General features: G+C 68.3%; 26 protein-coding genes. 10 read left to right on the forward strand and 16 right to left on the reverse strand.

Translation table 11 applies throughout. The annotated features are described in order from the left end of the window. The first annotated feature begins 10 nt into the window (after positions 1-10). Together A7E77_RS01295 and A7E77_RS01300 are read left to right on the forward strand one after the other, a co-directional pair. Positions 11-1,138: an acyl-CoA dehydrogenase family protein gene (locus A7E77_RS01295; RefSeq protein WP_063685346.1), complete on the forward strand. Its 1,128-nt coding sequence runs from the start codon at positions 11-13 to the stop codon at positions 1,136-1,138. Continuing rightward, positions 1,138-2,046, forward strand: a complete 909-nt coding sequence (locus A7E77_RS01300; protein WP_063685348.1) for an acyl-CoA thioesterase — start codon at positions 1,138-1,140, stop codon at positions 2,044-2,046. The genes A7E77_RS01295 and A7E77_RS01300 overlap by 1 nt, the downstream gene beginning before the upstream one ends. On the opposite strand, the gene A7E77_RS01305 is transcribed toward A7E77_RS01300, so the two are convergent. The 6 genes from A7E77_RS01305 to A7E77_RS01330 form a co-directional block, all read right to left on the reverse strand. Beyond that, the gene (locus tag A7E77_RS01305) at positions 1,973-3,160 is read right to left on the reverse strand and encodes an energy transducer TonB (RefSeq protein ID WP_063685350.1); all 1,188 of its coding nucleotides are present in this window, start codon (positions 3,158-3,160) and stop codon (positions 1,973-1,975) included. The two genes, A7E77_RS01300 and A7E77_RS01305, sit on opposite strands and share 74 nt — an antisense overlap. 36 nt (positions 3,161-3,196) lie before the next feature. Beyond that, positions 3,197-3,997 carry an SDR family NAD(P)-dependent oxidoreductase gene (locus A7E77_RS01310; protein WP_063685352.1) on the reverse strand — a complete coding sequence of 267 codons (801 nt, stop codon included), beginning with the start codon at positions 3,995-3,997 and terminating at the stop codon, positions 3,197-3,199. Then, the gene (locus A7E77_RS01315) at positions 3,997-4,761 is read right to left on the reverse strand and encodes an SDR family oxidoreductase (protein ID WP_063685354.1); all 765 of its coding nucleotides are present in this window, start codon (positions 4,759-4,761) and stop codon (positions 3,997-3,999) included. Before A7E77_RS01315 ends, A7E77_RS01310 begins: the two co-directional genes overlap by 1 nt. Before the next feature lie 88 nt (positions 4,762-4,849). After that, positions 4,850-5,902: a phosphotransferase family protein gene (locus A7E77_RS01320; protein WP_063685356.1), complete on the reverse strand. Its 1,053-nt coding sequence runs from the start codon at positions 5,900-5,902 to the stop codon at positions 4,850-4,852. Between the two features lie 169 nt (positions 5,903-6,071). Continuing rightward, positions 6,072-7,154, reverse strand: coding sequence for a Zn-dependent alcohol dehydrogenase (locus A7E77_RS01325; protein WP_063685358.1), 1,083 nt, complete (start codon positions 7,152-7,154; stop codon positions 6,072-6,074). Between the two features lie 142 nt (positions 7,155-7,296). Further along, the gene (locus tag A7E77_RS01330; protein WP_063685360.1) at positions 7,297-8,559 is read right to left on the reverse strand and encodes an acyl-CoA dehydrogenase family protein; all 1,263 of its coding nucleotides are present in this window, start codon (positions 8,557-8,559) and stop codon (positions 7,297-7,299) included. Between the two features lie 156 nt (positions 8,560-8,715). On the opposite strand from A7E77_RS01330, the gene A7E77_RS01335 reads away from it, so the two are divergent. After that, positions 8,716-9,975: a TetR/AcrR family transcriptional regulator gene (locus A7E77_RS01335; protein WP_063685362.1), complete on the forward strand. Its 1,260-nt coding sequence runs from the start codon at positions 8,716-8,718 to the stop codon at positions 9,973-9,975. 99 nt (positions 9,976-10,074) lie between these two features. Here the strand turns inward: A7E77_RS01335 and A7E77_RS01340 are convergent, their stop codons facing one another. Then, positions 10,075-11,139 carry an acyl-CoA dehydrogenase family protein gene (locus tag A7E77_RS01340; RefSeq protein WP_063685364.1) on the reverse strand — a complete coding sequence of 355 codons (1,065 nt, stop codon included), beginning with the start codon at positions 11,137-11,139 and terminating at the stop codon, positions 10,075-10,077. Positions 11,140-11,194: 55 nt separating this feature from the next. Then, positions 11,195-12,415, reverse strand: a complete 1,221-nt coding sequence (locus A7E77_RS01345; protein WP_063689610.1) for an acyl-CoA dehydrogenase family protein — start codon at positions 12,413-12,415, stop codon at positions 11,195-11,197. A 140-nt stretch (positions 12,416-12,555) separates the two neighbouring features. On the opposite strand from A7E77_RS01345, the gene A7E77_RS01350 reads away from it, so the two are divergent. From A7E77_RS01350 to A7E77_RS01375, 6 genes are all read left to right on the forward strand, one after another. After that, a complete protein-coding gene (locus A7E77_RS01350; RefSeq protein WP_192930002.1) occupies positions 12,556-13,752 on the forward strand; it encodes an MFS transporter in 1,197 nt (398 codons plus the stop codon). Between the two features lie 64 nt (positions 13,753-13,816). After that, on the forward strand, positions 13,817-14,611 hold the full coding sequence (locus A7E77_RS01355; protein ID WP_063685366.1) for a thioesterase family protein: 795 nt from the start codon (positions 13,817-13,819) through the stop codon (positions 14,609-14,611). Positions 14,612-14,816: 205 nt separating this feature from the next. Next, on the forward strand, positions 14,817-15,044 hold the full coding sequence (locus A7E77_RS01360; protein WP_017979220.1) for a hypothetical protein: 228 nt from the start codon (positions 14,817-14,819) through the stop codon (positions 15,042-15,044). 116 nt (positions 15,045-15,160) lie between these two features. Continuing rightward, the gene (locus A7E77_RS01365) at positions 15,161-15,679 is read left to right on the forward strand and encodes a hypothetical protein (protein WP_226341800.1); all 519 of its coding nucleotides are present in this window, start codon (positions 15,161-15,163) and stop codon (positions 15,677-15,679) included. Between the two features lie 85 nt (positions 15,680-15,764). After that, positions 15,765-16,484: a response regulator gene (locus tag A7E77_RS01370; protein ID WP_020486532.1), complete on the forward strand. Its 720-nt coding sequence runs from the start codon at positions 15,765-15,767 to the stop codon at positions 16,482-16,484. Then, positions 16,481-17,878 (forward strand): sensor histidine kinase, encoded by a 1,398-nt coding sequence (locus A7E77_RS01375; protein WP_063685370.1) that lies wholly within the window; start codon positions 16,481-16,483, stop codon positions 17,876-17,878. Before A7E77_RS01370 ends, A7E77_RS01375 begins: the two co-directional genes overlap by 4 nt. Positions 17,879-17,885: 7 nt before the next feature. Here A7E77_RS01375 and A7E77_RS01380 read toward each other — a convergent pair whose 3' ends face one another. Further along, positions 17,886-18,680 carry a Crp/Fnr family transcriptional regulator gene (locus A7E77_RS01380; RefSeq protein ID WP_063685372.1) on the reverse strand — a complete coding sequence of 265 codons (795 nt, stop codon included), beginning with the start codon at positions 18,678-18,680 and terminating at the stop codon, positions 17,886-17,888. Between the two features lie 167 nt (positions 18,681-18,847). Here A7E77_RS01380 and A7E77_RS01385 point away from each other — a divergent pair, with 167 nt between their 5' ends. After that, a complete protein-coding gene (locus tag A7E77_RS01385; RefSeq protein WP_063685374.1) occupies positions 18,848-20,287 on the forward strand; it encodes a phospholipase D-like domain-containing protein in 1,440 nt (479 codons plus the stop codon). Here A7E77_RS01385 and A7E77_RS01390 read toward each other — a convergent pair. The 7 genes from A7E77_RS01390 to A7E77_RS01420 form a co-directional block, all read right to left on the reverse strand. After that, positions 20,284-20,916, reverse strand: a complete 633-nt coding sequence (locus A7E77_RS01390; RefSeq protein WP_063685376.1) for a tetratricopeptide repeat protein — start codon at positions 20,914-20,916, stop codon at positions 20,284-20,286. The two genes, A7E77_RS01385 and A7E77_RS01390, sit on opposite strands and share 4 nt — an antisense overlap. Next, a complete protein-coding gene (locus A7E77_RS01395; protein WP_063685378.1) occupies positions 20,916-21,326 on the reverse strand; it encodes a cytochrome c-type biogenesis protein CcmH in 411 nt (136 codons plus the stop codon). The genes A7E77_RS01390 and A7E77_RS01395 overlap by 1 nt, the downstream gene beginning before the upstream one ends. Continuing rightward, positions 21,323-21,841 (reverse strand): redoxin family protein, encoded by a 519-nt coding sequence (locus A7E77_RS01400; protein WP_063685380.1) that lies wholly within the window; start codon positions 21,839-21,841, stop codon positions 21,323-21,325. The genes A7E77_RS01395 and A7E77_RS01400 overlap by 4 nt, the downstream gene beginning before the upstream one ends. Then, positions 21,838-23,754 (reverse strand): heme lyase CcmF/NrfE family subunit, encoded by a 1,917-nt coding sequence (locus A7E77_RS01405; protein WP_063685382.1) that lies wholly within the window; start codon positions 23,752-23,754, stop codon positions 21,838-21,840. Before A7E77_RS01405 ends, A7E77_RS01400 begins: the two co-directional genes overlap by 4 nt. Further along, positions 23,751-24,197, reverse strand: coding sequence for a cytochrome c maturation protein CcmE (ccmE, locus tag A7E77_RS01410; protein ID WP_017979230.1), 447 nt, complete (start codon positions 24,195-24,197; stop codon positions 23,751-23,753). Before ccmE ends, A7E77_RS01405 begins: the two co-directional genes overlap by 4 nt. 97 nt (positions 24,198-24,294) lie before the next feature. After that, the gene (gene ccmC, locus A7E77_RS01415; RefSeq protein WP_063685383.1) at positions 24,295-25,020 is read right to left on the reverse strand and encodes a heme ABC transporter permease CcmC; all 726 of its coding nucleotides are present in this window, start codon (positions 25,018-25,020) and stop codon (positions 24,295-24,297) included. A 138-nt stretch (positions 25,021-25,158) separates the two neighbouring features. Next, positions 25,159-26,211, reverse strand: coding sequence for a Glu/Leu/Phe/Val dehydrogenase family protein (locus tag A7E77_RS01420; protein ID WP_063689615.1), 1,053 nt, complete (start codon positions 26,209-26,211; stop codon positions 25,159-25,161). Positions 26,212-26,234 lie beyond the last annotated feature (23 nt).

Consider the following 26,234-nt stretch of genomic DNA (forward strand, 5'->3'; position numbering starts at 1 on the left):
AGACATTCGAATGCCCCTCTACCTTAACGACGAACAGACGATGCTGCGCGATACGGCGAAGGACTTCGTCGCCGAACATGCGCCCGTCAGCCACCTGCGCGCGCTTCGCGACGCGAACGACCCCACCGGCTTTTCGCGCGACCTGTGGAAGCAGTTTGCCGAGATGGGCCTGAACGGCGTGCTGGTGCCCGAAGCGCAGGGCGGCCTGGGCCTCGGCCATGTCGAAGCGGGCGTGGTGCTGGAAGAGATCGGGCGCAACCTGTCCCCCTCCCCCTTCCTCGCCACCGCGGTCGCAGCGGTCGAGGCGCTGAAGGGCAGCGCGCAGGCGGAACGCTGGTTCCCCGGCATCGTCTCGGGCGACACGATCGCCGCGCTAGCGATCGACGAAGGCCCCAAGCATCGCGACCGGATCGCGATGACCGCCGAACGTGCGGGCAACGGATTTCGCCTGAACGGTGCCAAGCAGTTCGTCACGCATGGCCATGTCGCAGACCTGCTGATCGTCGCCGCGCGCACCGCCGGGTCGGCGGAGGATGCGGACGGCGTGACGCTGTTCGCAGTGCCGCGCGATGCCGCGGGTCTCGAGGCGTCGCCGGAGCGGCTGGCCGATTCGAGCCTCGCCGCGCGGATGACCTTCGACGGCGTGACGGTCGATGCCGACGCGGTGATCGGCGAGGTCGATGGCGGACGCGGCGGGCTCGACCGGCTGCTGCGGGCCGGCCGGACGGGTGCGTCGGCCGAGATGCTGGGCGTCGCCGGTGGCGCGATGGACATGACCGTCGGTTATCTGAAGGAACGCAAGCAGTTCGGCACGCTGATCGGCAGCTTCCAGGCGCTGCAACATCGCGCCGCGCACCTGTACAGCGAGCTGGAGGTCGCACGCGCCGCGGTGCTGAAGGCGCAGCAACTGCTTGACGCCGGATCGGATGACGCGGACGAGGCGGTGTCGGTTGCCAAGGCGATGACCGGCATGGCGACGACGCTCAGCGTTCAGGAAGGCGTTCAGATGCATGGCGGCATCGGCATGACCGACGAATACGACATCGGCTTCTTCATGAAGCGCGCCCGGGTACTGGCCGAAATGTTCGGCGATACCGGCTTCCACGCTGACCGGCTGGCGCGCGCGGCAGGCTATTGATGGGGGACGAGGCCGTAATCGAGCATCGCGAGCGCACGCCCGAAGAGCTGGCGGCGATGCTCGTCACGCTGCTCGACGTCGAGACGCTCGATACCGATCTGTACCGCGGCCCCCGCCAACCGGGTGGCCGCGGTCGGGTGTTCGGCGGACAGGTGATCGCGCAGGCGTTGCAGGCGGCGCAGAGGTCGGTCGAGGGCAAGGATGCGCATTCGCTCCACGCCTATTTCATGCGGCCGGGCGACGAGAATTTCCCGATCGTGTATCAGGTGACGCGCGACTTCGACGGCAAGAGCTTCGCAACGCGCCGGGTGGTGGCGATGCAGCAGGGCCAGCCGATCCTGACGATGACCGCCTCGTTCCAGGCGCCCGAGGACGGCCTGCACCATCAGGACACGATGCCCGAGGTGCCGGCGCCGGAGACGCTGAAGTCGGAGCGCGAGCTGCGCCTCGCCGTCGCGGATAAGGTGCCGGAGAAGTTCCGGGACTTCTTCACCCGGCGGCAGAATGCGATCGAGATGCGGCCGCTATACCCGCGCAGCTGGTTCCTGCCGGAGAAGCGCGCACCGAACAACGCCGCCTGGTTCCGCACCGCCGCGCCGATCGGCGACGATCCGGCCCTGCATCGCGCGGCCCTGGCCTATGCCTCCGATATGGCGTTGATGGCGACAAGCATGATGCCGCACGGCGTGAACTGGCTGATGCCCGAAATGCAGACCGCCAGCCTGGACCATGCTTTGTGGATCCACGAGCCGTTCCGCGCGGACGACTGGCTGCTGTACGTCACCGACAGTCCCTGGGCGGGTCATGCGCGCGGTATGAACCGCGGCAGTATCTTCACGCAGGAGGGTCGGCTGGTGGCGAGCGTCGCGCAGGAGGGGTTGATCCGGAAGCGGGCTCCGCGCGGCTGATCGGCGTCAGCGTGACGACGGGCGGCGGCACGTATGCCGGCTTTTCGCCTGGCTTGCGGATCACGTAGCGTACGCGTTCGATGCAGCCGACATAGCCCGGGCCGGGCCTGAACGTCGCGCTGCGCAGCATGTTTTCGGCGGCCGCGCCGAAATCGGCGGTCGGTTCGGCGGCCTGCGCATGGACGTTGCCGATTTCGCCCCAGGGCGCGACGTCGAACGTCACCATCGCCCAGCCTTCGATGCTGCGCGCATTATAGTTGGTCGGGTAGACGAGCTGCGGTTGCCGGTTCCAGACATGCTCGCGCGGGCAGGTTGTCGCGGCAGGGCGCCAGGCATCTTCTTCGGGCGCAGGCGGCGCGGGCAGCAGGGTCGGCGCCTTGAAATAGCCGAAGGTGCAGGCCTTGCGGGCGCCCTTCTCGAAGCGCGAGCGCGCCACCGCCTCGCGCCCCGCCCGGTCGAGCGGCGCTGCGCCGCTGCTGTCGAGCGTGTGGATCGCCTTGGGCTTGCCATCGCCCGACAGGTCGAAGCCGATGAGCGTCCAGCTGACATAGCCCGGCTGATCGGGCAACGCCTTGAAATCCGGAAAGGCACGTAGCAGCGCTTGCGGGGCCGGATCGCCGCAATCGCCGCCGGCATGGATGCGATCCCAGATGCTGCGCGGCGGCGTGGTCCGCGGCGTCATGAAGGTCGCGATGACATCGTGCAGCGGCGCACCAGCGACCGAGCTGACATCGGGTGTGAAGGTGACGACGCACCCCGTTCGCGCAGCACCCGGAGCGAAGCGGGTCGCGGCGAGCGCCGGGGCGATATCCTCGCCGTCCTGCAGATAGGCACTGCCGCGGCGCGCGATCGACAGCGGCCGGCCGCTGGCATCGATCCGGAAGTCGAACGTCGCGGAGCCGCGGCCGTTGCCGGTCCAATAGAGGACCGTGCGGCGCGGTTCGGCGGCCACCACCGGCGGCTGGCTGCCCCCGTCGCGGCACAGCACCGGGCTCATCGTCCAGTGGAGCAGCCATTGCCCCGACTCCGGCGCGCGCGGGACGGAGGGCACCGAAATGATCGGCAGGGGAGCGGCCTGCGGGGCGGCGAGAGCGGCGGCGAGGATCAGCAGCATGGCCGCATCCTGCGCGCGCTGCGTGACGGCATCAAGTCAGACGGCGGTCTTGCCATATTCCTGGCGCGTGACGGGATGGCTGGAGGACAGTCCCCCGTCGACCGCCAGCGCCTGCCCGTTGACGTAGCTGGCATCGTCGGAGGCGAGGAACAGGGCGACCTTGGCCAGCTCTTCCGGCTGGGCGCCGCGCCGCAGGGGGTTGAGGCGGCCGACGCGGTCCATCTTGCCCGCCTCTCGCGCATAATCGAACGTCGGCTTGGTCATGCCGGTTTCGGTGAGGCCGGGGCAGATGGCGTTGACCCGCACGTTGCTGCCCGACAGCTGCTGCGCGGCGACCGCGGCAAGGTTGATGACGCCCGCCTTCGACGCCGAATAGGCGGGCGAGCCCGCGCCGGAGCGGATGCCGGCGACGCTGGCGGTCAGCACGATCGCCCCGCCTCCCCGCTCGGCAATCCGCGGCGCCGCATGCTTGATCGCCAGGAACGGGCCGATCAGATTGACGCGCAACACGTCGGTGATCAGCGCGACGTCGGTGTCGAAGATGTTGGCCATGCCGCCCGAAATGCCGGCGTTGGCGAACATGATGTCGAGGCCGCCGAAGCGTTCGCAGGCGAGGTCGATCGCGCGGACGACATCGGCTTCACTGCCGGCATCGATGCGCAGCGCTTCGGCCGTGCCGCCGGCCTGACGGATCGCGTCTGCCGTGGCGTCGGCCCCGTCGGTGAGGTCGGCGGCCAGCACGCGCCCACCCTCTGCGGCGAAGGCCATGGCGGCGGCACGACCGATGCCGCTGCCGGCGCCGGTCACGATGATCGATTTGTCGGTGAAGCGCGCCATCAGATCGTCACCCCGCCATCGACGACCATCGCCTGGCCGGTCATGTAGCGGCTGGCGTCGGACGCGAGATAGACGACCGCGCCGGCGATATCGATGGGATCGCCCAACCGTCGCAAGGGCGTGTGGCGGCTGGAGCGCGTCTCCGCCTCCGGCGTGTCCCACAAGGCGCGGGCGAAGTCGGTCTTGATCAGGCCGGGCGCGATACAGTTCACGCGGACATTGTCCGGGCCGTATTCGACCGCATAATTGCGGGCGAGCTGGAAGTCCGCGGCCTTGGACACGTTATACGCGCCGATGACGTCCGAGCCCTTCAGGCCACCGATCGACGAGACGATGACGATCGAGCCATCGCGCCGTTCGCGCATTTCGGGCGCGACCATCTGGATCAGCCAGTGGTTCGACAGGATGTTGTTGTCGAGGATCTTGCGGAACTGGTCGTCGGCGATGCCGGCGAGCGGGCCGTAATAGGGGTTGGACGCGGCGTTGCAGACCAGCACGTCGATCTGGCCCCAAGCCGCGCGCGTCTGATCCACCAGTGCTTGCAAGGCGGCTTTGTCGGAGATGCTGGCGGCAATGGCGATCGCCCGACCCTCCCCGAACGCGGCGTTGATCTCGGCAGCGACGGCGTCGCAGGCGTCCTGCTTGCGGCTGGAGATGACGACGCGGGCACCGGCGCGGGCGAGTTCGATCGCGCTCGCCTTGCCGATCCCGCGGCTGGAGCCGGTGACGATGGCGACTTTGCCGGTAAGGTCGAACAGCGACATGGAGGCCCTTTCAAAAGTCACTAAAAGTCACGCGAAACCATCTTTTTCGCCTCGCACTTCATGCGAGCTATACCGCCCAAGCCATTGATTAGGCGCCAGCCGCTTGTGCGAAGTGCCAGCTTGCCGCGGCGAGGCGGTGGACCTGCGCCGCCGAGCGTTCGGCCTGCGCGCTGGACGCGGTGCCATCGACGATCCGCTTCTTGATGCCCTGAACGATGCCGGTCAGGCGGAACAGGTTGTAGGCGAAATACCAGTTGAGGTCGGGCACGCCGTCGCGGCCCGTTCGGGCGCAATAGCGGGCCACCATCTGCTCGATCGTCGGAATGCCGGTGTCGGGGCCGGTCTGCCCCTTCACGCCCGATCGGCCTTCGGGCTCGGTGACCCAGCTCATCAGGAAATAGCTGAAATCGGCGAGGGGATCGCCGAGCGTCGACAGTTCCCAGTCGAGCACCGCGATGACGCGCGGCTCAGTGGCGTGGAAGATCATGTTGTCGATGCGGTAATCACCGTGGACGATCGACGTGCGCGTCTGGTCCGGCACCGTGCGCGGCAGGAAGTCGATGAGCTTCTCCACCTCCGGCATGTGTTCGGTTTCGCTGGCGCGATATTGCTTGGTCCAGCGTTCAACCTGGCGGGCGAAGTAATTGCCGGGCTTGCCGTAATCGCCAAGGCCCGCGGCGACGTGATCGGTGTTGTGTAGGTCGGCGAGCGTGTCGACCATTGCGTTGTAGATGCCGGTGCGCTGGTCGGGCGTATAATCCGGCAACGTGCCGTCCCACAGGTTGCGCCCGTCGGCGAGGCCCATGACATAGAACATCGCGCCGATGACGCTGTCGTCGGTACACAGGCCATAGGGCTTCGCGACCGGAAAGCCGGTCGGGTACAGGCCGGCGATGAGGCGATATTCGCGATCGACCGCATGGGCGGAGGGGAGCAACGGCCCGAACGGCTTGCGGCGCAAGACGTAGGCGCCCGACGGGCTGTCGATGCGATAGGTCGGGTTGGACTGGCCGCCGGCGAATTTGGCGTAGGTCAGCGGGCCGCTGAAGCGGGCGACGTTCGCCTCCATCCAGCGGGTGAGGTTCGCCTCGTCGAGCCGGTCCTTGTCGGTGACGGCGATGGTGCCGGGGGGTGTGGTCATGCGGCTGCCTTTTGGATTGCGCGATGGTCTGCCCCGCCTCCTCCGTCACCCCGGACTCGTTCCAGGGTCCACCGGGCCGCAAGGGCACGGCAGGAGGCTCGAACCGCCCCCCTCGCCGCGGAGTGGACCCCGGACCAAGTCCGGGGTGACGAAGGACTGTGGGCAATCGTCACGCGAAGGTAATCACGCTGCGGGTGGCGTCACCCTTGCGGAGTTCGTCGAACGCGTCGTTGATCCGATCCAGCGGCATGCGTTCGGCGATGATCGTGTCGAGGTCGAGGCTCCCGCGCATGTAGAAATCCACCAGGCGCGGGATATCGACGGGGAAGCGGTTGCTGCCCATCAGGCCGCCCTGCAATTTCTTGCCCGACAGCAGGTCGATCGCGGACAGACCGACCTTCTCCGACGGCGGTAGCATGCCGAGGATGGTCGCGGTGCCGCCGCGGCGGAGCACCTTGACCGCGGTGGCAGCGCTTTGGGGACGGCCGACCGCTTCGATCGCATGGTGGACGCCGCCACGCGTGATCTCGACCACCTCGTCCGCCGCCGTGTCGGACAGCGCGTCGATGCTGTGCGTCGCACCGAGCTTCTCGGCGAGCGCGCGCTTTTCCGGGACGGGGTCCAGCGCGATGATCTTGCCCGCGCCGGCGATCTTGGCGGCGTTCACCGCGGCGAGGCCGATACCGCCGCAGCCGACGACGCACACCGTTTCGCCCGGCGTGACATCGGTGGTGTTGAACACCGCCCCGGCCCCCGTCGTCACCGCGCAGCCGATCAGCGCGGCGCGGTCCATCGGCATCTCCGGATCGATCGCGACGCAGGCATGTTCGTGGACGAGCATCATCTCGGCATAAGCCGACAGGTTAAGCATCTGGGCGACCGGCTGGCCGTCGAGGGAGAGGCGCGGCGCGGCGCCCTTAGGGCGGCGGACGCCCGCGTCGACGCATAGGAACATGCGCCCCGTGACGCAGAATTCGCAATGGCCGCAGAAGGCGCTGAGGCAGGTGACGACATGATCGCCGACCTTCACGGTACGCACTTCGCTGCCCACCGCCTCCACCACGCCGGCGGCCTCGTGCCCCGGGATGGTGGGGAGCGCATGCGGATAGATGCCGTCGACGAAGTGCAGGTCGGACCGGCAGACGCCGACCGCGACCGTGCGGATCAGGACTTCGTGCGGGGCCGGATCGGCGACGGCGACGTCCTCGATGCGGAGCGGGGTCTTGGGTTCGAAGAGGACGGCGGCTTTCATGGGATGGCCTTTCCTGTTTCGTCTTCGTCATCCCGGCGGACGCCGGGATCCATGGTTTCGGCGTCGCTGGTGGAGCACGCCCTCGTCAGGTCCTCGCGTCCATGGATCCCGGCTTTCGCCGGGATGACGATACGGGGGCAGATCAGCGCGCCGGGCGTTCCGCGGCATGGTCGCCGTATTTGCCGAATTCGGCGCGGGCGATGGCGCGGTTGTGAACCTCGTCCGGCCCGTCGGCGAAGCGGAGCGTGCGCAGCGCCGCCCAGGCATGCGCGAGGTGGAAGTCTTGGCTGACGCCGCCGCCGCCATGCGCCTGGATCGCGTCGTCGAGGATCTGGAGCGCCATCGTCGGTGCCGCAACCTTGATCATCGCGATCTCGAGCTGCGCGGCCTTGTTGCCCGCCTTGTCCATCATGTCGGCGGCCTTCAGGCACAGGAGTCGCGTCATTTCGATGTCGATGCGCGCCTTGGCGATGCGCTGTTCCCATACCGAATGATCGGCGATGCGCTTGCCGAAGGCGACGCGGCTGAGCAGGCGCTTGGCCATCGCCTCGATCCCCGTTTCTGCGACGCCGATGGTGCGCATGCAATGGTGGATGCGGCCCGGCCCAAGCCGGCCCTGCGCGATCTCGAAGCCGCGGCCTTCGCCCAGCAGCACATTCTCGACCGGCACGCGCACGTCCTTCATCACCACCTCGCCATGGCCGTGCGGCGCATGGTCGTAGCCATAGACGGTGAGCATGCGCTCGATCGTGACGCCGGGCGCGTCCATCGGCATCAGGATCATACTCTGCTGCTGGTGCCGCTTGGCAGAGGTGTCGGTCTTGCCCATCACGATCGCGACCTTGCAGCGCGGATCGCCGACGCCCGACGACCACCATTTCCGGCCGTTGATGACGTAGTGATCGCCGTCGCGGACCATCGAGGTTTCGATGTTGGTCGCGTCGGACGAGGCGACGGCGGGCTCGGTCATCAGGAAAGCGGAGCGGATGTCGCCGTTCATCAGCGGCCGCAGCCATTGCTCCTTCTGCTCGCGCGTGCCGTAGCGGTGGAAGACCTCCATGTTGCCGGTGTCGGGCGCCGAGCAGTTAAACACTTCGGACGCCCAGCCGATCTTGCCCATTTCCTCGGCGCACAAGGCATATTCGAGGTTGGTGAGCTGCGTGCCTTCGAACGCGAACGTGTCATCGACATGGGTCTGGCCCGAGTTGGGCGGCATGAAGAAATTCCACAGGCCGGCCGCCTTCGCCTTCGCCTTGCACTCTTCGATGACGGGGATCACCTTCCAGCGATCGCCCTCATGTTCCTGCGCGTCATGTTCGGCCTGGCGGGGGCGGATTTCCGAATCGATGAACTGGCGGACGCGGTCGCGGAAATAGGTTTCCCGCTCGCTCAGGGTGAAGTCCATGGGGCGTCTCTCCAACGTATGTTTGGCAGAGGTCTAGGCCGTACCGTACATTCGGTAAAGTCCCATCCGCCCGCTTCCGATGGCTTTTTCACGCCTGACGCCGGACACCCCAAGAAAACACTGTTTCTTCGAAAGCGGCATTGATAGACTGGCCGGATGGAACAAACGGGGGCGGATGCCGGCGAAACCGTCGGGGCGGAGGAACAGGGCACCAAGCGCTTCCGGGCGAAGCGCGATGCGATCCTGTCCGCCGCAGCGGAGGCGATCAACGAACAGAGCGCGAAGGGCATGACCTTCGCCGACGTGGCGCGCCGCGTAGGGCTGAACACGACCAGCGTCACCTATTATTTCAAGCGCAAGGAAGACCTGGCGGCGGCGGCGTTCGAACATACGCTCGACCAGCTGCTCGCCATGCTGGACGACGCACTCGCCCAGCCGACACCGCAGGCACGCGTGCGCCGCTACCTCGGCCTTATCATGGACCGGCTGGCGCGCGTGCAGCGCGGCGAGGATCGCGCGATGGCGGTCCTGTCCGACCTGCGCGCGAGCGAAGAGCCCAACCGTACCCGATTGCTGAATCGCTGGCGCGAGGTGTTCCGGCGCACGCGCTCCTTATGGGGCCCCGCCGCCAGCCGCGCGGAGACGGACCTGTTCGGGGCGCGGGCGCACGTGCTGCTGGAAAACACCTTCTGGCTGCCGATCTGGGTGTTGCGCTACGAACCGGATCAGTACGATCGGATCGAAGCACGGCTGATGGACGTGTTCGAACATGGCATCGCTGCGCCGCACGCGCGCTGGGCGCCGCAGCCGATCGATCTGAGCCATGAAGAGACAGAGCCGGGGCGCGCGGCCTTTCTGCTGGCGGCGACGCGGCTGATCAACGAACTGGGCTATCGCGGCGCATCGGTGCAGCGGATCGCGGCGGAGCTGAACGTCACCAAGGGCAGCTTCTACCATCACCTCGACGCCAAGGACGATCTGGTCATCGCCTGCTATCGGCGCAGCTTCGACACGATCAGCGATGCGCAACGACTGGCGGATGAGACCGGCGGCAGCCACTGGCAGCGGCTGTCCAGCACGATCGCGACGCTGCTGGACGTGCAATTCGCCGAGCGCGCACCGCTGCTGCGGACGACGGCGCTGTCGGGCCTGCCGGCGATCGTGCGGACCGCGATGGTCGACCGCTCCAACCGGATCGCGCGGCGCTTCGCCGGCACGATGATGGACGGGATCGCCGAAGGATCGATCCGCCCGGTCGATGCGCTGGTGGCGGCGCAGGCACTGATGGCCCTGCAGAATGCGGCATTCGATATGCGGAAATGGGCGGGAACGATGCCGCGCGAACGCGCGGTGGCGATGTATGCCTCGACCTTGTTCTTCGGCCTGTTCGACGATCGGGCGCTGCGCGACGCGTGAACGTTAGCCCCGCAGCGGCCTACACGACCCAAGCACGGACGCGCGGAAGACGAAGGCGTAGATATCGGGCGGGGCGGCGCATCGGCCGCCCCGTATCCGTCAATAGCCGGCGAGCTGCGCGAAGCGTTCGCGGTGGAAGGCGGCATTGCCCCACATCGCCTCCAGCACCGCTGCGCGCTTCATGTAGAAGCCGGCGTCATGTTCGTCGGTCATGCCGATGCCGCCATGCAGCTGGATCATTTCGCGGCTGACGAGGCGCAACGTATCGCCCGCCACCGCCTTGGCGAGGCTGACGCTCTGCGAAAGGTCGCCGCGGCGCGCGTCGATCGCCTCCAGCGCCCCCTCCACCACCGATCGCATGAGTTCGAGCTCGGTCAGCATCTTGGCCATGCGGTGCTGGAGCGCCTGGAAGGTGCTGAGCTGCTGGCCGAACTGGACGCGCGTCTTGAGGTAATCGTTGGTGGTGGCGAACGCCTGTTCGGCGAGGCCGAGCATTTCGGCGGTGACCAAAGCAGTGGCGTGGTCGACGATCTTGGCCGTGAGGTCCGTGCCGCCGAGCCGGGTCGCGGGAGCCTTGTCGAAGCGGACCTCGGCATGGCTGCGTGCATCGGCCATGCGACGGGTGGAGCGGGTGACGCCCTCGTCGCCGGCCACGAGATACAGGCCATCGGCGGCGGCGACGACGAAGGCCGCGGCGCTGTCCCCCTCCGCGACGAACGCCTTGGTGCCGCTGAGGCGACCATCCTCGACGCGGGTGTCGATGGCGCCGCCGTGAAGCGGGCCTTCGTCGATGGCGAGCGTCGCCACCGCCTCGCCACTCGCGATGCGCGGCAGCCATTCGGATTTGGCGGCGTCACTGTCGCCGAGCACGATCGCCGTTGCCGCCGGGCCTGTGGAAGCGAGTGGATGCGCGACGAGCGTGCGGCCGAGCTGTTCGATCACCATGCCGAGCGACAGATAGCCGAGTTCGGAGCCGCCATGCGCTTCGGGCACGACGATACCGCCCCAGCCCATCTGGCCCATGTCGCCCCAGGCGTTGACGTCGAACCCCTCCGCGGGCGCGGCATTGCGCAGGCGTCGGAAGGCGGTGACCGGGGATTCGTTGTCGCCCCATTCGCGCGCCATGTCGCGCAACATCGTCTGTTCTTCGGTGAGGACGGCCATGCCGTGAGCTCCTGAGTTTGGGTGCGCGGGTGTTGGTGGCGGTTATTGGTGCCAGTTACTGGTGATCCAGCATCCCGAGGATGCGCTTGGCGACGATGTTGTTCTGGATTTCGGAGCTGCCGCCGTAGATCGACACCGCCTTGCCCCACAGCCAGGTGCGGGTCTGCGCCAGTTCGTCGTCGGTGAACCCCTCGCCTTCCCAGCCGAGGCCATTCATCCCCATGATCTCGATCGCGAGTTCGGCGCGGTCCTGCGTGATCCGCGCGCCGACGTTTTTCATGATCGAGGTCGCGGCGGACGGTCCCTGGTTCGATTTCGCCTCGGCCGCGGCGCGACGCAGCGTGAGGACGAAGGCGCGCACGTCCATCTCGTGGCGGATGATGCGGGTGCGCAGGTCGGGATCGGCGATGCGGCCCTGTTCGTCGGTGCCGCGATAGGCCTTGGCGATCTCGCTGAGCGGCTTGCCGGCGAGGAGGCGCCCGGCCGAACCGCCGCCACCCGACAGGCTGGAGCGTTCGTGCTGGAGCAAGCGCTTGCCGATCGTCCAGCCTTCGCCTTCGCGGCCGACGAGGTTTTCCTTCGGCACCTTCACGTCGGTGAAGAAGGTTTCGCAGAAGGGCGACGAACCTGAGATCAGGCGGATCGGCTTCACTTCGACGCCGGGGGCATCCATGTCGATCAGCAGGAAGCTGATGCCTTCATGCTTCTTCGTCTTGTCGGTGCGCACGAGCGCGAAGCATTTGTCGGCCCATTGCCCGCCGGACGTCCAGGTCTTCTGCCCGTTGACGACATAATGGTCGCCCTTGTCCTCGGCGAAGGTCTGCAAGGACGCCAGATCGGAGCCGGCGCCGGGTTCGGAATAGCCCTGGCACCAGCGGACTTCGCCGCGCGCGATGGCGGGGATATGCTCCTGCTTCTGCGCCTCTGTGCCATATTCGAGCAGCGTCGGGCCGAACATCATCACGCCCATGCCGCCGATCGGATTCCAGGCGCCGATCCGCGCCATTTCCTCTTGCAGCACGCGCGCCTCGGCCCGGCTGAGGCCACCGCCGCCATATTGCGCAGGCCAGGTGGGGACGCCCCACCCCTTCTCGCCCATCGCCTTCGTCCAGGCGGCTTCATCCGGCGTGGGATCGTGCGGGCCTTCGACGGCGGACATGCCGCCATCCTTATGCGCCAGGGCCTTGGGGAAATGCGCAGCCAGCCAATCGCGGGCCTCCGTGCGGAAGGCGTCGAGCGAATCGGTGGGGGCGTCGGCGGTGAGGGCGGTCGCCATCATGTCTCTCCTGATCCCGAATCTGAAGATCGGGTATGCTGGGGACAGCCATGCCATGAATGATCGGGCGTGCAAAGCCCCGCATTGGCTTGGCGCGCGGCTTACGGCACAAGAGCGCCGACACGTGTGGGGAGTGGGGCATGCGGTTCGAGCATAAGGCGGTGCCGATCGCGCTGGCGGCCGTCCTGATCGACACGATCGGCTTCGGCATCGTCGTGCCCGTCTTCCCGGCGCTGCTGCGCAGCCTGGGCGAGACGGATATCGAACAGGCGACGCGGATCGCCGGGTGGATGCTCGTCGTCTATGCCGGCGCGCAATTCTTTGCGGGGCCGGTGCTCGGCAATCTGTCCGATCGGTTCGGGCGGCGGCCGGTGCTGATCGCATCGATGGTGAGTTTCGGGCTGGATTATGCGGTGATGGCGATCGCGCCGAGCGTCGGCTGGCTGTTCGCCGGACGCGCGATCGCCGGGATCGCAGGCGCGGTCTATGGCCCTGCCGGATCGGTGATCGCCGACGTGACGCCGCCCGAAAAACGCGGCGGCACCTTTGCGCTGATCGGCGCGGCATTCGGCCTGGGCTTCATCATCGGCCCGGCGCTGGGCGGGCTGTTTTCGCTATGGGGCCCAAGGGCGCCGTTCGTCGCAGCGGCGCTGCTGGCGCTGCTCAATGCGGTCGTGATGCTGGTGGCGATGCCGGAGACGCTGGCGCCCGAGAACCGGCGGCCGTTCCGCCTGCGCGACGCACATGTCATCGGCGCGTTCCGGCCGCTGTTCCACGCCGGCAATGCCGCGCCGCTGCTGATCGCGATGTTCCTGTGGCAATTGGCGCACATGGTCTATCCGGCGACCTGGAGCTTCTGGGCCACCGCGCAGCTTGGCTGGGATGCCAAGGCGATCGGCTGGAGCCTCGCCTTTGTCGGCGTGGTGGCGACGATCGTGCAGGGCGGACTGACCGGGCCGGCCATCGCGCGGCTGGGAGAGCGGCGCGCGCTGCTGATCGGGCTGACCGCGGCCGGCCCGTCGTTCCTGGCGTTCGGCGGCGTGACCCAGGGGTGGCAGGTCTATGTGCTGTTCGTCGTCAGCGCCTTCGATGGATTCGCCATGCCGGCGATGCAGGCCATGGTGTCACGCATGGTCGACGCATCGCGGCAGGGGCAGTTGCAGGGCGGACTGGGTGCGATGGGCAGCGTGTCGGCGATCGTCGCGCCGCTGCTGCTGACGCAGGTGCTCGCCTGGGGCCTGGCCCATGGGTTTCCCGGCGCATCCTTCGTCATCGCGGGCGTGCTGGCGCTGGCGGCGGGCGCCATCGTGATGACGCGGGTGCGGGCGGCCGGATGATGATGCCAGACGATTTCGAACATTGCGTATGGCGTCGGCGCGGACCTTGCCCTAGCCTTCGCCGATGAGCCCGACCACCGACCCCGCCCTCGTCCCCCTGCGCGACGTCATCGCCGGTTTGCAGCCGGGCGCGGGCGGCTGGACGGGCGTCGTGCCGGACAGCTGGTTGCAGGGCCGCACGGCGTACGGCGGCCTGTCGTCGGCGCTCGCCTTGCATGCCGCCATGGCGTCGGACAGCGATCTGCCCCCGCTGCGCTCGGCGCTGGTCGCGTTCATCGGCCCACTGAGCGGCGCCATCACGATCCGTGCCGAGCGTCTGCGGCGCGGACGCAACGCCGCCTTCGTCCAGGCAGACGTGACGAGCGAGGCGGGCCTGGGCTTGCGTGCGACCTTCGTCTTCATGGGGCCGGTGCCGTCGCGGCTCGATCAGCGCGCGCCGGCCGGCCCGGCGGTGTCGCCGCCCGGACCCGACGACCGGATCCTGCGCGGCCATCCCGCCGTGCCCTTCACCGGCAATTTTGAGCTGGTCGATGCGCCCGACGCCGGCCCTGCGGAGTGGCTGCGCTGGGTCCGGCTGAAGGACCGCGAGGGACTGCACCCGATGGTCGAGCTGATGGCGGTCGCCGATTGCCTGCCGCCCGCCGCGATGAAGCTGCTCGGCGGGCCGGCGCCGGTGAGCTCCATGACATGGCAACTGAATCTGCTCGCCGACGCGCCGGTGACGCAGGATGGCTGGTGGCTGCTGCAGGCGGTGGCGGGCCATGCGCGCGACGGCAGTTCCAGCCAGCGGATGGGGATATGGTCCGCCGACGGCACGGCGATCGCGGATCAGATGCAGAGCGTGGCGGTCTTTGCCTGATCGCCCTCTGCGCCGATGAAGCAATCCTGCCCTGCACCCGGTAGGTTTCCACTATTACTACTAAACCTACCGTATCCCAGCGTTCGACGCAGGTGACGCCCCTTGTCTTAAGCGTCGGTTATCTGACGGAAAGGTGAACTATTGTTCACGGGACAGGGCTTGGCGGCTCCCCTATATTGCAGCTCTTCGATGTGGAGAATGCACGATGCGTAAGCTTGCCTTTATCGCCATTCCGCTGATGATGGCCTCTGCCCAGCCCGCTCTGGCCAAGGGGTGCCTGCGCGGTGCCGCCGCTGGCGCGGCGGCCGGTCATTTCGTCGGCAAGGGTCACGCCATGCTTGGCGCCGCGGCGGGCTGTGCCGCGATGCACCACCATTATGCCAAGCAGGCACGCGCGCAAAAGGCGCAGGCCAAGGCGGCCGCGCAGCACTGAGCCGCTGCGACAGTTTGCGACACAAATCCGCGCGGCCGACATGACCGCGCGACAGAGCTGATCGACAAAGTGCATCGTCGGGTGGGGGCTGGCCCCGCCCCCTGGAGACCAGGACGATGCGTACAGCTCTGATTTCGATGATGGCGGTGGGCGGCCTGCTGGCAACGGCTGCGACGGCGCAGACCGCGCCACAGGCCCCCGCTCCCGCCCCCAATGCCGCTGCGCGTCCGCATGGCGGCATGATGCGCGCCGATACCAATGGTGACGGCACCGTCACGCGCGCGGAAGTGATCGCGCAGGCGCAGGCGCGCTTCGACGCCATGGACACCAACCATGACGGCACCGTCACGCCCGACGAACGCGCCGCGGCGCGCGCTGCGATGCGGGCCAAGCGCGGTGGCGGCACCGGCGACGCTCCGGCGATGAACCGCGGTGGCAACGGTGGTGGTCGCACCCTGACCCGCGCCGACGCCACGGCCCGCGCGGGCGCGCGCTTCGACCGGATGGACACGAACCACGACGGCAAGCTCGACGCGACCGAAATGGCGGCGGCCCGCTCTGCGATGCATCACGGTCGGCGTGGCGGCGCTGCGCCCGACGCGAGCCAGCCCGCCGGCACGCCCGACGCGCAATAAGCGTATTCTGACGGCAAGCGCCGGGCGGTCCCGATCGGACCGTCCGGCTTTGCAGGAGACGATTCGCGTGGCAGAGCCGGACCTTATGGGAGACATGCAGCACCTGCTGCTCGTCGATGACGAGCGTTCGATCCGCGAGCCGCTGGCGCAATATCTTACCAAACAGGGCTTTCGCGTAACCCAGGCCGCCGATGCGGAAAGTGCGCGGATGCGGCTGGCGGCCTATGCGATCGATCTCGTCATTCTCGACGTGATGATGCCGGGCGAGGATGGCCTGTCGCTGTGCCGGCATATCGCCGCGACCAGCGACACGCCCGTCATCCTGCTGACCGCCAAGGCCGAGGAGACAGACCGTATCGTCGGGCTGGAAATGGGCGCGGACGATTATGTCACCAAGCCCTTCTCGCCCCGCGAACTCGCGACGCGGGTGAAGGTGGTGCTGCGCCGGCTGACCGCGGGCGGCGCGCGGCAGCATGCACCCGAAAGCGGGTCCTACGCCTTTGCCGGCTGGGTGCTGAAGACGGGCGAGCGTTCGCTGGTCGATCGCGAAGGCGTCAGCGTGCCGTTGTCGACCGGAGAATATAATCTACTGTTGGCGCTGGTGACGCGGCCGCGGCAGGTGCTGACCCGCGACCAGCTGCTCGACCTGACGCAGGGCCGTGAGGCCGCGGCGTTCGATCGCGCCATCGACAATCAGGTCAGCCGCCTGCGCCGCAAGATCGAAGCGGACGCCAAGACTCCCGATATCATCAAGACCGTCTGGGGCGGTGGCTATACGCTGGCCGCGGAAGTGACGCGGCTGTGACGCAGAACGCCGCGGCGGCGGCGCCGCGCGCCAAACGGCGGCTGTGGCCGCGCAGTCTTGCCGGGCAGATGGCCGTGCTGATCGCGCTGGCGCTGTTCGTGGCACAGGCGGTGAATTTCGGGCTGGCGCTGCGCGACCGCGCGCAATTCCGGTTGGCGCAGGCGGCACGGCCGGTCGCGATCCGCATCGCCGATGCGGTCGAACGCGAGGCGCAAGGCCTGCGGCCGATCCTGCGCGACCGGGGGCGCGTGCGCCGCGCCGATGCCGACGCGATCCCGACCGACCTGCCGCGCCTGCCCGCCTTTGCCGACGAGTTGCGCGACCAGTTGCGTGAACAGGGGATGGAGGTCGGGCGAATCGATACCGGCGTGCGTCCCTGGGCCGGAATCGACGATGCATGGCAGGCGCGCAATCCGATGCGGCCGGGCCGCTATCGCCGCCACGTCGAGCGGCCGGAGGCTGCGCTGCTGGTCGCGATCGAGCAGCCGGGCCACGGCTGGTTGGCGCTGACGGTCGCCTGGGGTGACAATGGCGGCATCCGACTGTTCTGGCGCCTGTTCGCGCAGACGCTGATCCTGTACGCGGTCGTGCTGTTGCCGGTGCTGTGGATCGCGCGGCGGATATCGCGGCCGCTGCGCGAGCTGACCGCCGCGGCCGAGCGGTTCGGGCGCAGTGGCGAAGGCGTGGTGCCGGTGCCTGTGCGCGGGCCGGCCGACATCACCGGCCTGGTCCAGTCGTTCAACCAGTTGCAGACGCGCGTAACCGCGATGCTTGACGAGAAAGACCGGATGCTCGGCGCGATCGGCCACGATCTGCGCACCCCCCTCGCCGCGCTGCGCGTCCGGGTCGAATCGGTCGAGGACGACACCGATCGCGCCCGGATGAGCGACACGATCGCCGAAATGAACCGGACGCTCGACGATATCCTGTCGCTGGCACGCATGGGCCGGCCCAGCGAACCCGTCACAGAGGTCGATCTTGCCGCATTGGTCGATGCGGTAGTCGAGGATTTTCGCGATCTGGGTCAGGACGTATCGTTCGACGAGGCCGAGCGGCTGCGCATGCGGCTGCGCCCGTCGCTGATTCGCCGCGCGATCCGCAACCTCATCGAAAATGCGGTGAAATATGGGGGTGGCGCCGAGGTGAGGCTGATCGCCGAGCCGCAGCGCGTCGCGATCGAGGTGGGCGACCGCGGACCGGGCATCCCCGAGGCGCGGCTGGGCGACGTCTTCGCGCCCTTCACGCGCCTGGAAAGCTCGCGCAACCGCGATACCGGCGGCATCGGGCTGGGCCTCGCGCTCGCCCAGACGATCGTGCGAGAAGCCGGCGGCGAGATACGGCTTACGAACCGCGCGGGCGGCGGCCTGTGCGCGACGATCGAGCTGCCGCGCTGATCCGCCGTCAGACCTGCGGCACGGCGGTCGCCCAATTCCCCATGTCGGAATAGAGGTAATCGCTTTCGAATTCGGCGACGGCGGCAAGGCCGGTCAGGTCAAGGATTTCGACGTGACCGTTGCGGAAGACCAGCAGGTTCCGCTCACGCAGATCACGCAGCACGCGGTTGACGTGGACGCCGGTCAGGCCGCACGCCTCCGCCAGATCGGGCTGGGTCAGCGGCAGCTCGAACCGCCCGGCCTGTGCCAGCCCCACCATGGTCAGGCGGGCGTTCAGTTCGCAGAAAAAGTGCGCGAGCCGCCCGTCGGCCCCCAGTCGCCCGAGCCGGAAAATCCATTCCCGGTGCATCGCCGCGTCGAGCAGCGTCGAGAACCATAGGACCCGCGTGAGGTGCGGATGCCGGTCGGTGATCGCCGTCAGCGTCTGGTGATCGTACAGTGCCACCTTTACCGGCCCCAGTGTGCCGATATCGTGATCGAGCCGCCCGGTCGGGAAGCCGTGCAGATCGACGAAGTCACCGGGCACGTGAACCGACACCAGCTGCCGATACCCTTCGCGATCGTCCATGTAGCGGGTGATATAGCCGTCGACGAGCAACATGCTTTGTTCGAGCCGCTCGCCCCGGCGCACCAGATGCTGGCGCGCAGGGAAGTCCTTCACGGTCTGGACGGCATCTTCCAGGATGCGCTGCTCCTCGATCGACAGGCGCTCGCGCCCCCGCCCCATCAGGAAGCGGCCGGTGAGGGGAAAGCGCCCGAGCGCGTCAGATCGGGGCAAGGCGCGGACAGCATCATCGATCATGACCCTGTCAAACACGGATCGGGGGCGTAACGTTCCCAGATCGACCGCAGCTGTTTTCGGAACACTTGCCCCCTCCCCCCGTTTCGATGCGAAGGCGGAACAGTTGATCCGCGATGCCCGTATGCCGCATGGGGTGCGTGACATATAAAACAGGGGGATAGGTCCAAATGCTCGAACCGGATCGCAATGTCTGGCGGATCGAGCGGGCGAACCGCCTGTCGGTGATCGTCGATGCCGACCGCTATTTCGGCGTCGCCCGCGAAGCCTTCGCCGCGGCGAAGAAGCGCATCATGCTGGTCGGCTGGGATTTCGACGCGCGTATCCCGCTGGTCGGCGACGGCGTGGACGTCGACGGGCCGGAGACGGTCGGCGATTTCCTCTACTGGCTGGTCGAGCGCAATCCGGAGCTGGAACTGTATCTGCTGCGCTGGGACATTGGCGCGCTGAAGTCGATCTTTCGCGGCAAGACGCTGTTCACCGTCTGGAAGTGGGCACGGCATCCGCGCATTCATGTGAAGCTCGACGCGCATCACCCGACCGGATCGTCGCATCACCAGAAGATCGTGTCGATCGACGACTGCCTTGCCTTTTGCGGCGGGATCGACATGACCGCGGAGCGCTGGGACACGCGCGCGCATCGCGACGACGACCCCGGACGGCGGCTGCCGGGCGGTGGGCTCTACAAGCCATGGCACGATGCGACGACCGCGATCACCGGTCCGGCCGCGGCGGCGCTCGCCGAATTGTGCCGCAACCGCTGGCGGCTTGCGACGACGCATCGGCTGGCGCCGGTCGAGGGCGAGGTGTCCTGCTGGCCGGATTCGCTCGCGCGGACGTTCGAGGACGTCGATGTCGGCATCGCGCGCAGCCAGCCCGAGATGCCGGGCGAGGCGCCGGTGACCGAGGTGGAGGCGCTGTTCCTCGACCAGATCCGGGCCGCACGCCGGCACATCTATTGCGAGAGCCAGTATTTCGCCTCGCGCCGCATTGCGGAGGCGATCGCGGCGCGGCTGGATGAGGAGGACGGCCCGGAGATCGTCATCGTCAATCCGCTGACCGCGCAAGGCTGGCTGGAGCCGATCGCGATGGACACCGCGCGCGCCCGGCTGGTCGAGACGCTGCGGCGGCGCGACCGGCACGGGCGGCTGCGGCTGTACCATCCCTTCACGCAAGGCGGCACGGCGATCTATTGCCATGCCAAGATCACGATCATCGACGACACGCAGCTGCGGATCGGATCGGCGAACATCAACAACCGCTCGTTGCGGCTCGATACCGAATGCGACGTCGTCGTGGATGCAACCCGGCATCCCGGCCGCGGACTGGAGGAGACCATCGCGGACGCGCGCGCCGACCTGATGGCCGAGCATCTGGGCGTATCCCCCGCCACAGTCGCAGCGACGATCGACGAAACGGGGTCGCTGATCGAGACGATCGAGCGGTTACGCGGCCCCGGCCGGTCGTTGCGGCCTTATGAGGTCCCCGACCTGGACGGCGTACAGGAATGGCTGGCCGACAACGAAATCCTGGACCCCGAAGGACCGGGCGAGATGTTCGAGGCAACCACCCATCGCGGGCTGTTCCGCGGACGGCTGAAACGACGCTAGCGCGCGGGGGCCTGCTGGGCGAGCAGGCGGTCGATCAAGGCAAGCCGGACGGCAATGTCCTTGCGATAGGAGGCTCGCTCCGGCGTCAGGGCGAGCGCCTGCGCCCAATAGCGGCGCGCCAGCTGAAACTCGCCGGCGCGGATATAGGCGAGCCCCAGGAAGAATCGCGGCCCCGGATGGTCGGGCGCGAGGCGCATCGCCTGCTGGAACGCAAAGAGGGCGGGCGGCGACACCACGTCGCGGTCATGCGCGGCCATCGTCGTACCCAGCGCGGTCCACAGCATCGCGCTGCTGCGATAGCGGTTGATCCCGCCCAAAAGCGCGATCACCGCAGACCGTCGGTCGCCGGAGCGGGCGAGCGCATCGGCCGCGATCAGATAGGTGCCATCGGCGGTGAAGCGGCCGAACATCGCATCGCGCAGCGTGACGAGTTCGGGATCGTCGGCTTGCAGCGCCGCATTGCTCCGCGGCGCGGCGCCGGGCCGCATCGGACTGCCCTGCCACGCATAGCCTGCCGCGCCGAGCATCAACGCGGCGCCGACCATCGACCATAGCCGTCGGTCGACGCGCAGCGCGACGAGCGCCGCGAAGCTCGCCCCAGCGATCAGCAGAAGCGCGATCCAGCCCATCAGTCGCGCCTCCGCCGCCGGAAGCTCGAGCGCGCGATCCCGATGCCGATGGCGAGCAAGACCAACGGCGCGGCCCATAACGGGCCCGTCGCCGCGCCCAGCGGCGGATCATAGCTGATGTAATCGCCATAGCGTTCGATCAGCCACGCGCGGATCGCCTGCGGCGTCTCCCCGGCGGCGATACGGCCGCGCACCAGCGCGCGCATGTCGCCCGCCATGCTGGCGTCGCTGTCGGCGATCGACTGGCCCTGACAGACGACGCAGCGCAGCGTCTCCATCAGCGCGCGCGCCTTCGCCTCCTGGGCCGGATCGCGCAGTTGCGTGTCGGCGAGCGCCGCCGGGGGAGTCGTCGGATCGGCGAGCGCGGGCGTGGCGAGCATAGCCGCGAGGAGGATCGCCCAGCCCTTCATCGTGCCGCCTTCACCGCGGCGGCGATCTGCGCCACATCGCTCGCGCGGATATCGCCGACATGCTGCAAGACGATACGCCCCTGCCCGTCGACCACGAAGCTTTCCGGCACGCCGGACGAGCCGAGCGCCAGCTGCACCGCGCTCTGCCGGTCATCGCCGATACTGGCATATGGATCGCCGTTCTGGCGCAGGAAGGTGGCGAGCGCGGGGGCGGTGTCGCGGATCGCGATGCCTTCGATCGGCACGCCCAGGGCTTTCAGGCGCATCAGCTGCGGTGCCTCTGCGATACAGGGGATGCACCAGCTCGCGAAAATGTTGATCAGCCGTGGCTTGCCCGTCAGCGCGCCGCTGCCGGGCTTGCCGGGGACGATGGCAGGCAAAGTGACGTCGGGCAGCGGCTTGCCGATCATCGCCGAGCGGACGGTGCGGTCTGCGGGACGGAACAGGCCGAACGCCACCACGGCCGCGATCGCGACGAATGCGGCGAGCGGCGCCCAGAGCAGCCAGCGCTTCACGCCACGCCCTCGCGCAGCGCGCTACGCCGCTCGCGCCGCCAGCGACCGATCAGCGACAAGGCACCACCCAAGGCGACCAGTGCGCCGCCCAGCCAGATCAGCGTCACGAACGGCTTCCACCATAGCCTGAGCTGCCAGCGCCCCTGCGCATCGGGCTGGCCGAGGACCGTATAGAGCTGGCCGTCCCACAGCGTCAGGATCGCGCTTTCGCTGGTTGTGGTGACCGGGTCGGAAAAGAAGCGCGATTGCGGACGCAGGATCACCGTGTCCTCGTCGCGGGTCGCGCTCAGCCGCGCCTCCAGCGCCGACCAATTCTGGCCGATCACGGGGCGCACGCCCTGAAGGCGCACGGTGAAGGGGCCGACATGGACGGGCTGGCCGACCCGCGCCGCGATCAACGTCTCCGACGTATAGGCCGCATCGCATGCCATGCCGGCAAGGCTCACCGCGATGCCGAGATGCGCGACGACCATGCCCCAGGTGAACAGCGGCGTGCGCCACGGATTGCGGCCGAGCAGCGGCAGCACGCTCGCCACCGCCAATCCCGCGGCGAGCGACAGGCCGAACAGCGGCAGCAGGCCCGGCGGTGCCAGCACGACCAGCCCGGCGCCGGTGAAACCCGCCGCCGCGACCGGCCACATCATCCGTTCGAGCAGCGCGTTCGCGCTATCCCGCCGCCAGCGCAGCAGCGGTCCGGCGGCCATGACGACGACGAGCGCCAACGCGACCGGGCCCGCGGCCTTGTTGAAGAACGGCGGCCCCACCGACAGCTGGACGCCGAAGCCGGCGGCGACGAGCGGGTAGAGCGTGCCGATCAATACGATACCGAGGATGACCGACAGCAGCAGATTGTTGAGGACCAATCCCCCTTCGCGGCTGACCAGTTCGAACGTCGTGCCTGCACGCACCGTACCGATCCGCGCCGCGAACAGCGCCAGCGCGCCGCCGATGTAGATGGCGAGCAACGCCAGGATGAAGGCGCCGCGCTCCGGATCAACCGCAAAGGCGTGGACGCTGGTCAGGATGCCGGAGCGGACCAGGAAGGTGCCGATCATCGACATCGAAAAGGCGACGACGGCGAGCATCACCGTCCACGCGCGCAAGCCATCGCGCGTCGCCAGCACCGTCACCGAATGGAGCAACGCAGTCGCCGCCAGCCACGGCATCAGCGAGGCGTTCTCGACCGGGTCCCAGAACCACCAGCCGCCCCAGCCCAGCTCGTAATAGGCCCAATAGGATCCGGCGGTAATGCCGAGCGTCAGGAATACCCACGCCCCCAGCACCCAGGGCCGCATCGCCCGCGCGAACGCCGGCCCGACGTCACGCGTGATCAGCGCGCCGACCGCGAAGGAGAAAGCGACCGAAATGCCGACATAGCCGATGTACAAAGTCGGCGGGTGGAAGGCGAGACCGGGGTCCTGCAACAGCGGGTTCAGCCCCATGCCGTCGCGCGCGGGCATCGGCAGCCGCGCGAACGGATTGGAGGCGAACAGCAGGAAGGCGTAGAAGCCGAGCGCGATCCCCGCCTGCGCGGCCAGCGTCGCGATCAGCGTGCGTTCGGGCAGGCGCCGCTCCAGCACCGCGACCGCGCCACCGGCGAGGCCCAGGATCGTCACCCAGAGCAGCATCGACCCTTCGTGATTGCCCCAGGCGCCGGCAAATTTGTAGATCCACGGCTTGGCCGAATGGCTGTTTTCGACCACCAGCTTGACCGACATGTCGGACGCGAGGAACAGCGCGATCAGCGCCGCCATCGCCAGCAGCGCCAGCGCGCCCTGCACGATCGCGACGGGGCGGACCGCAGCGATCGTCTCGGCACCCCCGCGCGACAGGCCGATCGCGCCCAGGGCCAGCTGCAACGCCGCCAGCGCGGCCGCGAGCCATAAGGCGGCAAGACCGACCTCGGCGATCATGGTTCCAGCGTCCGCGTCTCGTGCATCGCCTTGCCGCCCTTTGCGGCGAGTTCGGGCGGCATGTACTTTTCGTCGTGCTTGGCGAGCAAATTGGTCGCGGTGAAGCTGCCGTCGGGGTTGAAATGCCCCTCCGCGACGACACCGGAGCGCTCGCGGAACAGGTCAGGCGCGATGCCCGCGAAGGTGACGGGGGTGGTCGCGATGCCGTCGCCGACGACGAAGTGGATGGTGACCCCGTCGGGCGCCCGCTTGATCGACCCGGCCTGCACCATACCGCCGAGGCGCACCGCCCGGCCGAGCGGCAGCCCCTGCTTCGCGACGTCGGACGGTGCGTAGAAGAACGACGCCTGATCCTTCAGCGCGGACATGGCGAGCAGCGCCGCCGCGATCACTGCGGCAAGGCCCAGCAGCACGAGCGTCAGCCGTTGATGCTTCGCCTTCATTTCTCGGCGCGCTTCATCGCGATATAGCTGGCGAGCGTCAGCGCACCCGCCGTGCCGAGCGTGACGGCATACGCCGCGACGATGAACGGCCAGTGGTTCATGCCCGTGCCATCCGCCGCATCCGCGCCTCGGCCTTGGTTCGCGCAAGCGTCGTCCGCATCCGCATCAGGACGATGGCGGCGAACAGCGCGGTGAAGCCTGCCATCGTAAAGCCCAGCGGCCACAGGATGCTGCCCGCAATGCTCGAACCGGTGAGGCCGATCGACGGCCCCTGGTGCAGCGTGTTCCACCAGATCACCGAATAACGGATGATCGGCAGCAACACGGTGCCGGCAATGCCGTACAGGGCCGGAATACGCCCATCGCCGCCGCGTTCCGCATCGGCGCGGGCAAGCGCCATATAGCCGCAATAGACGAAGAACAGCAGCAGCATCGACGTCAGCCGCCCGTCCCATTGCCACCACGTCCCCCAAGTCGGCCGCCCCCAGATCGATCCGGTGACGAGGCAGACGGCGGCGAACATCGCCCCCGGCAGTGCGATCGCGCGCGCCGCGACGTCGGCCAGCGGATGCCGCCAGACGAGAAAGGCGATACTGCTGATCGCGAGGCCGCTCCATCCGCCCATGCCGAGCCAGGCGGCAGGCACATGGATGTAGAGGATGCGGACGCTGTCCCCCTGCAAATAGTCGCGCGGGCTCTGCGTCAGGCCGGCCCAGCAGCCGACAGCGATCAGCGCGACGCCCGCCCACAGCAGCACCGGCGTCAGCACGCGGGCGAGCTTCAGGAAGCGGGCGGGATTGGCAAGGGCATGAAGGGTCGGCACGGTCGCCCAGCGTCATAGCAGCTTTGCAGCCGCCGTCATCCCGTCGGTTGCAGCGGCGCCGTCGGTCTTTGGACCAACACCGGCGGCAGCGCACCGCCGGTGTCGGCCAGACCGCCCGAGCCGATCAATAGGGGCCGATTAGCCGCGGCCGATCAGGCGCTGGGCGATCGTGTCGGCGACCTCGGCAGCGGGGCGTCCGGTGCGTTCGCTTTCGTCCCACACCTCGTTCAGGCGTGCCGGGATCTTGGCGATGCGCGCCATCACTTCGGCTTCGTCGCCCTGCCCCAGATATTCGAGGCCGACGTTGATGATGCCGCCGGCGTTGATGACGTAATCCGGGGCATACAGGATGCCGCGATCGTGCAGGCGATCGTAATCCTCGCGCGTCGCAAGCTGATTGTTCGCACCGCCCGCAACGACCTTGGCGGTCAGCGTCGGGATGGTCGCTTCGGTCAGGATCGCGCCCAGCGCGTTCGGGCTGAAGATATCCGCCTCGACGCCCAGGATCGCGCCGGCGGCGACCGTCTCACCGCCCAATTCCGCCGCCAGCGCCGCCGCACGGGCCGCATCGACGTCGGCGAGCGTCAGGCGCGCGCCGTCCTTCGCCAGCAGCTTGGCAAGGCCGCCACCGACCGAGCCAACGCCCTGGATCGCGACATGCACGCCCTTCATGTCGTCGGTGCCGAGGCCGCGCTTCGCCGCCGCCTTCACGCCCAGGTAGACGCCGTGCGCGGTGTACGGGCCGGGATCGCCACCCGCCGCACCGCTTTCGACCGGCAGGCCGCTGACGTACTTGGTCTCGCCCGCGATCACCTTCATGCGCGCTTCGGACATGCCGACATCCTCGGCGGTGACGTAGCGGCCGCCGAGCGATTCGACCGCGCGACCGAACGCCTTGAGCTGCGCCTCGGGGATGACCGCACCGGGCTTGTCGGCCAGGATCACGCCCTTGCCGCCGCCGAGCGCGAGGCCCGCCATGGCGTTCTTGAAGCTCATGCCGCGCGACAGGCGCAGCGCGTCGGTGACGGCGAGGTCGCCCGAAGCGTAATGCCAGAAGCGCGCGCCGCCCGCTGCCGGGCCGAGGTGGGTCGAATGGACCGCGATAATCGCGCGCAGGCCCGATTCGCGATCGGTGAAGGCGTGGACGCCCTCATGATGGTCAAAGTCGGGAAGGTCCCACACCGAGGTCATCGCCTGCTCCATGGATCGAATAT

This window comes from Sphingomonas sp. NIC1 (assembly GCF_001638925.1).
Taxonomy (GTDB): domain Bacteria; phylum Pseudomonadota; class Alphaproteobacteria; order Sphingomonadales; family Sphingomonadaceae; genus Sphingomonas; species Sphingomonas aquatilis.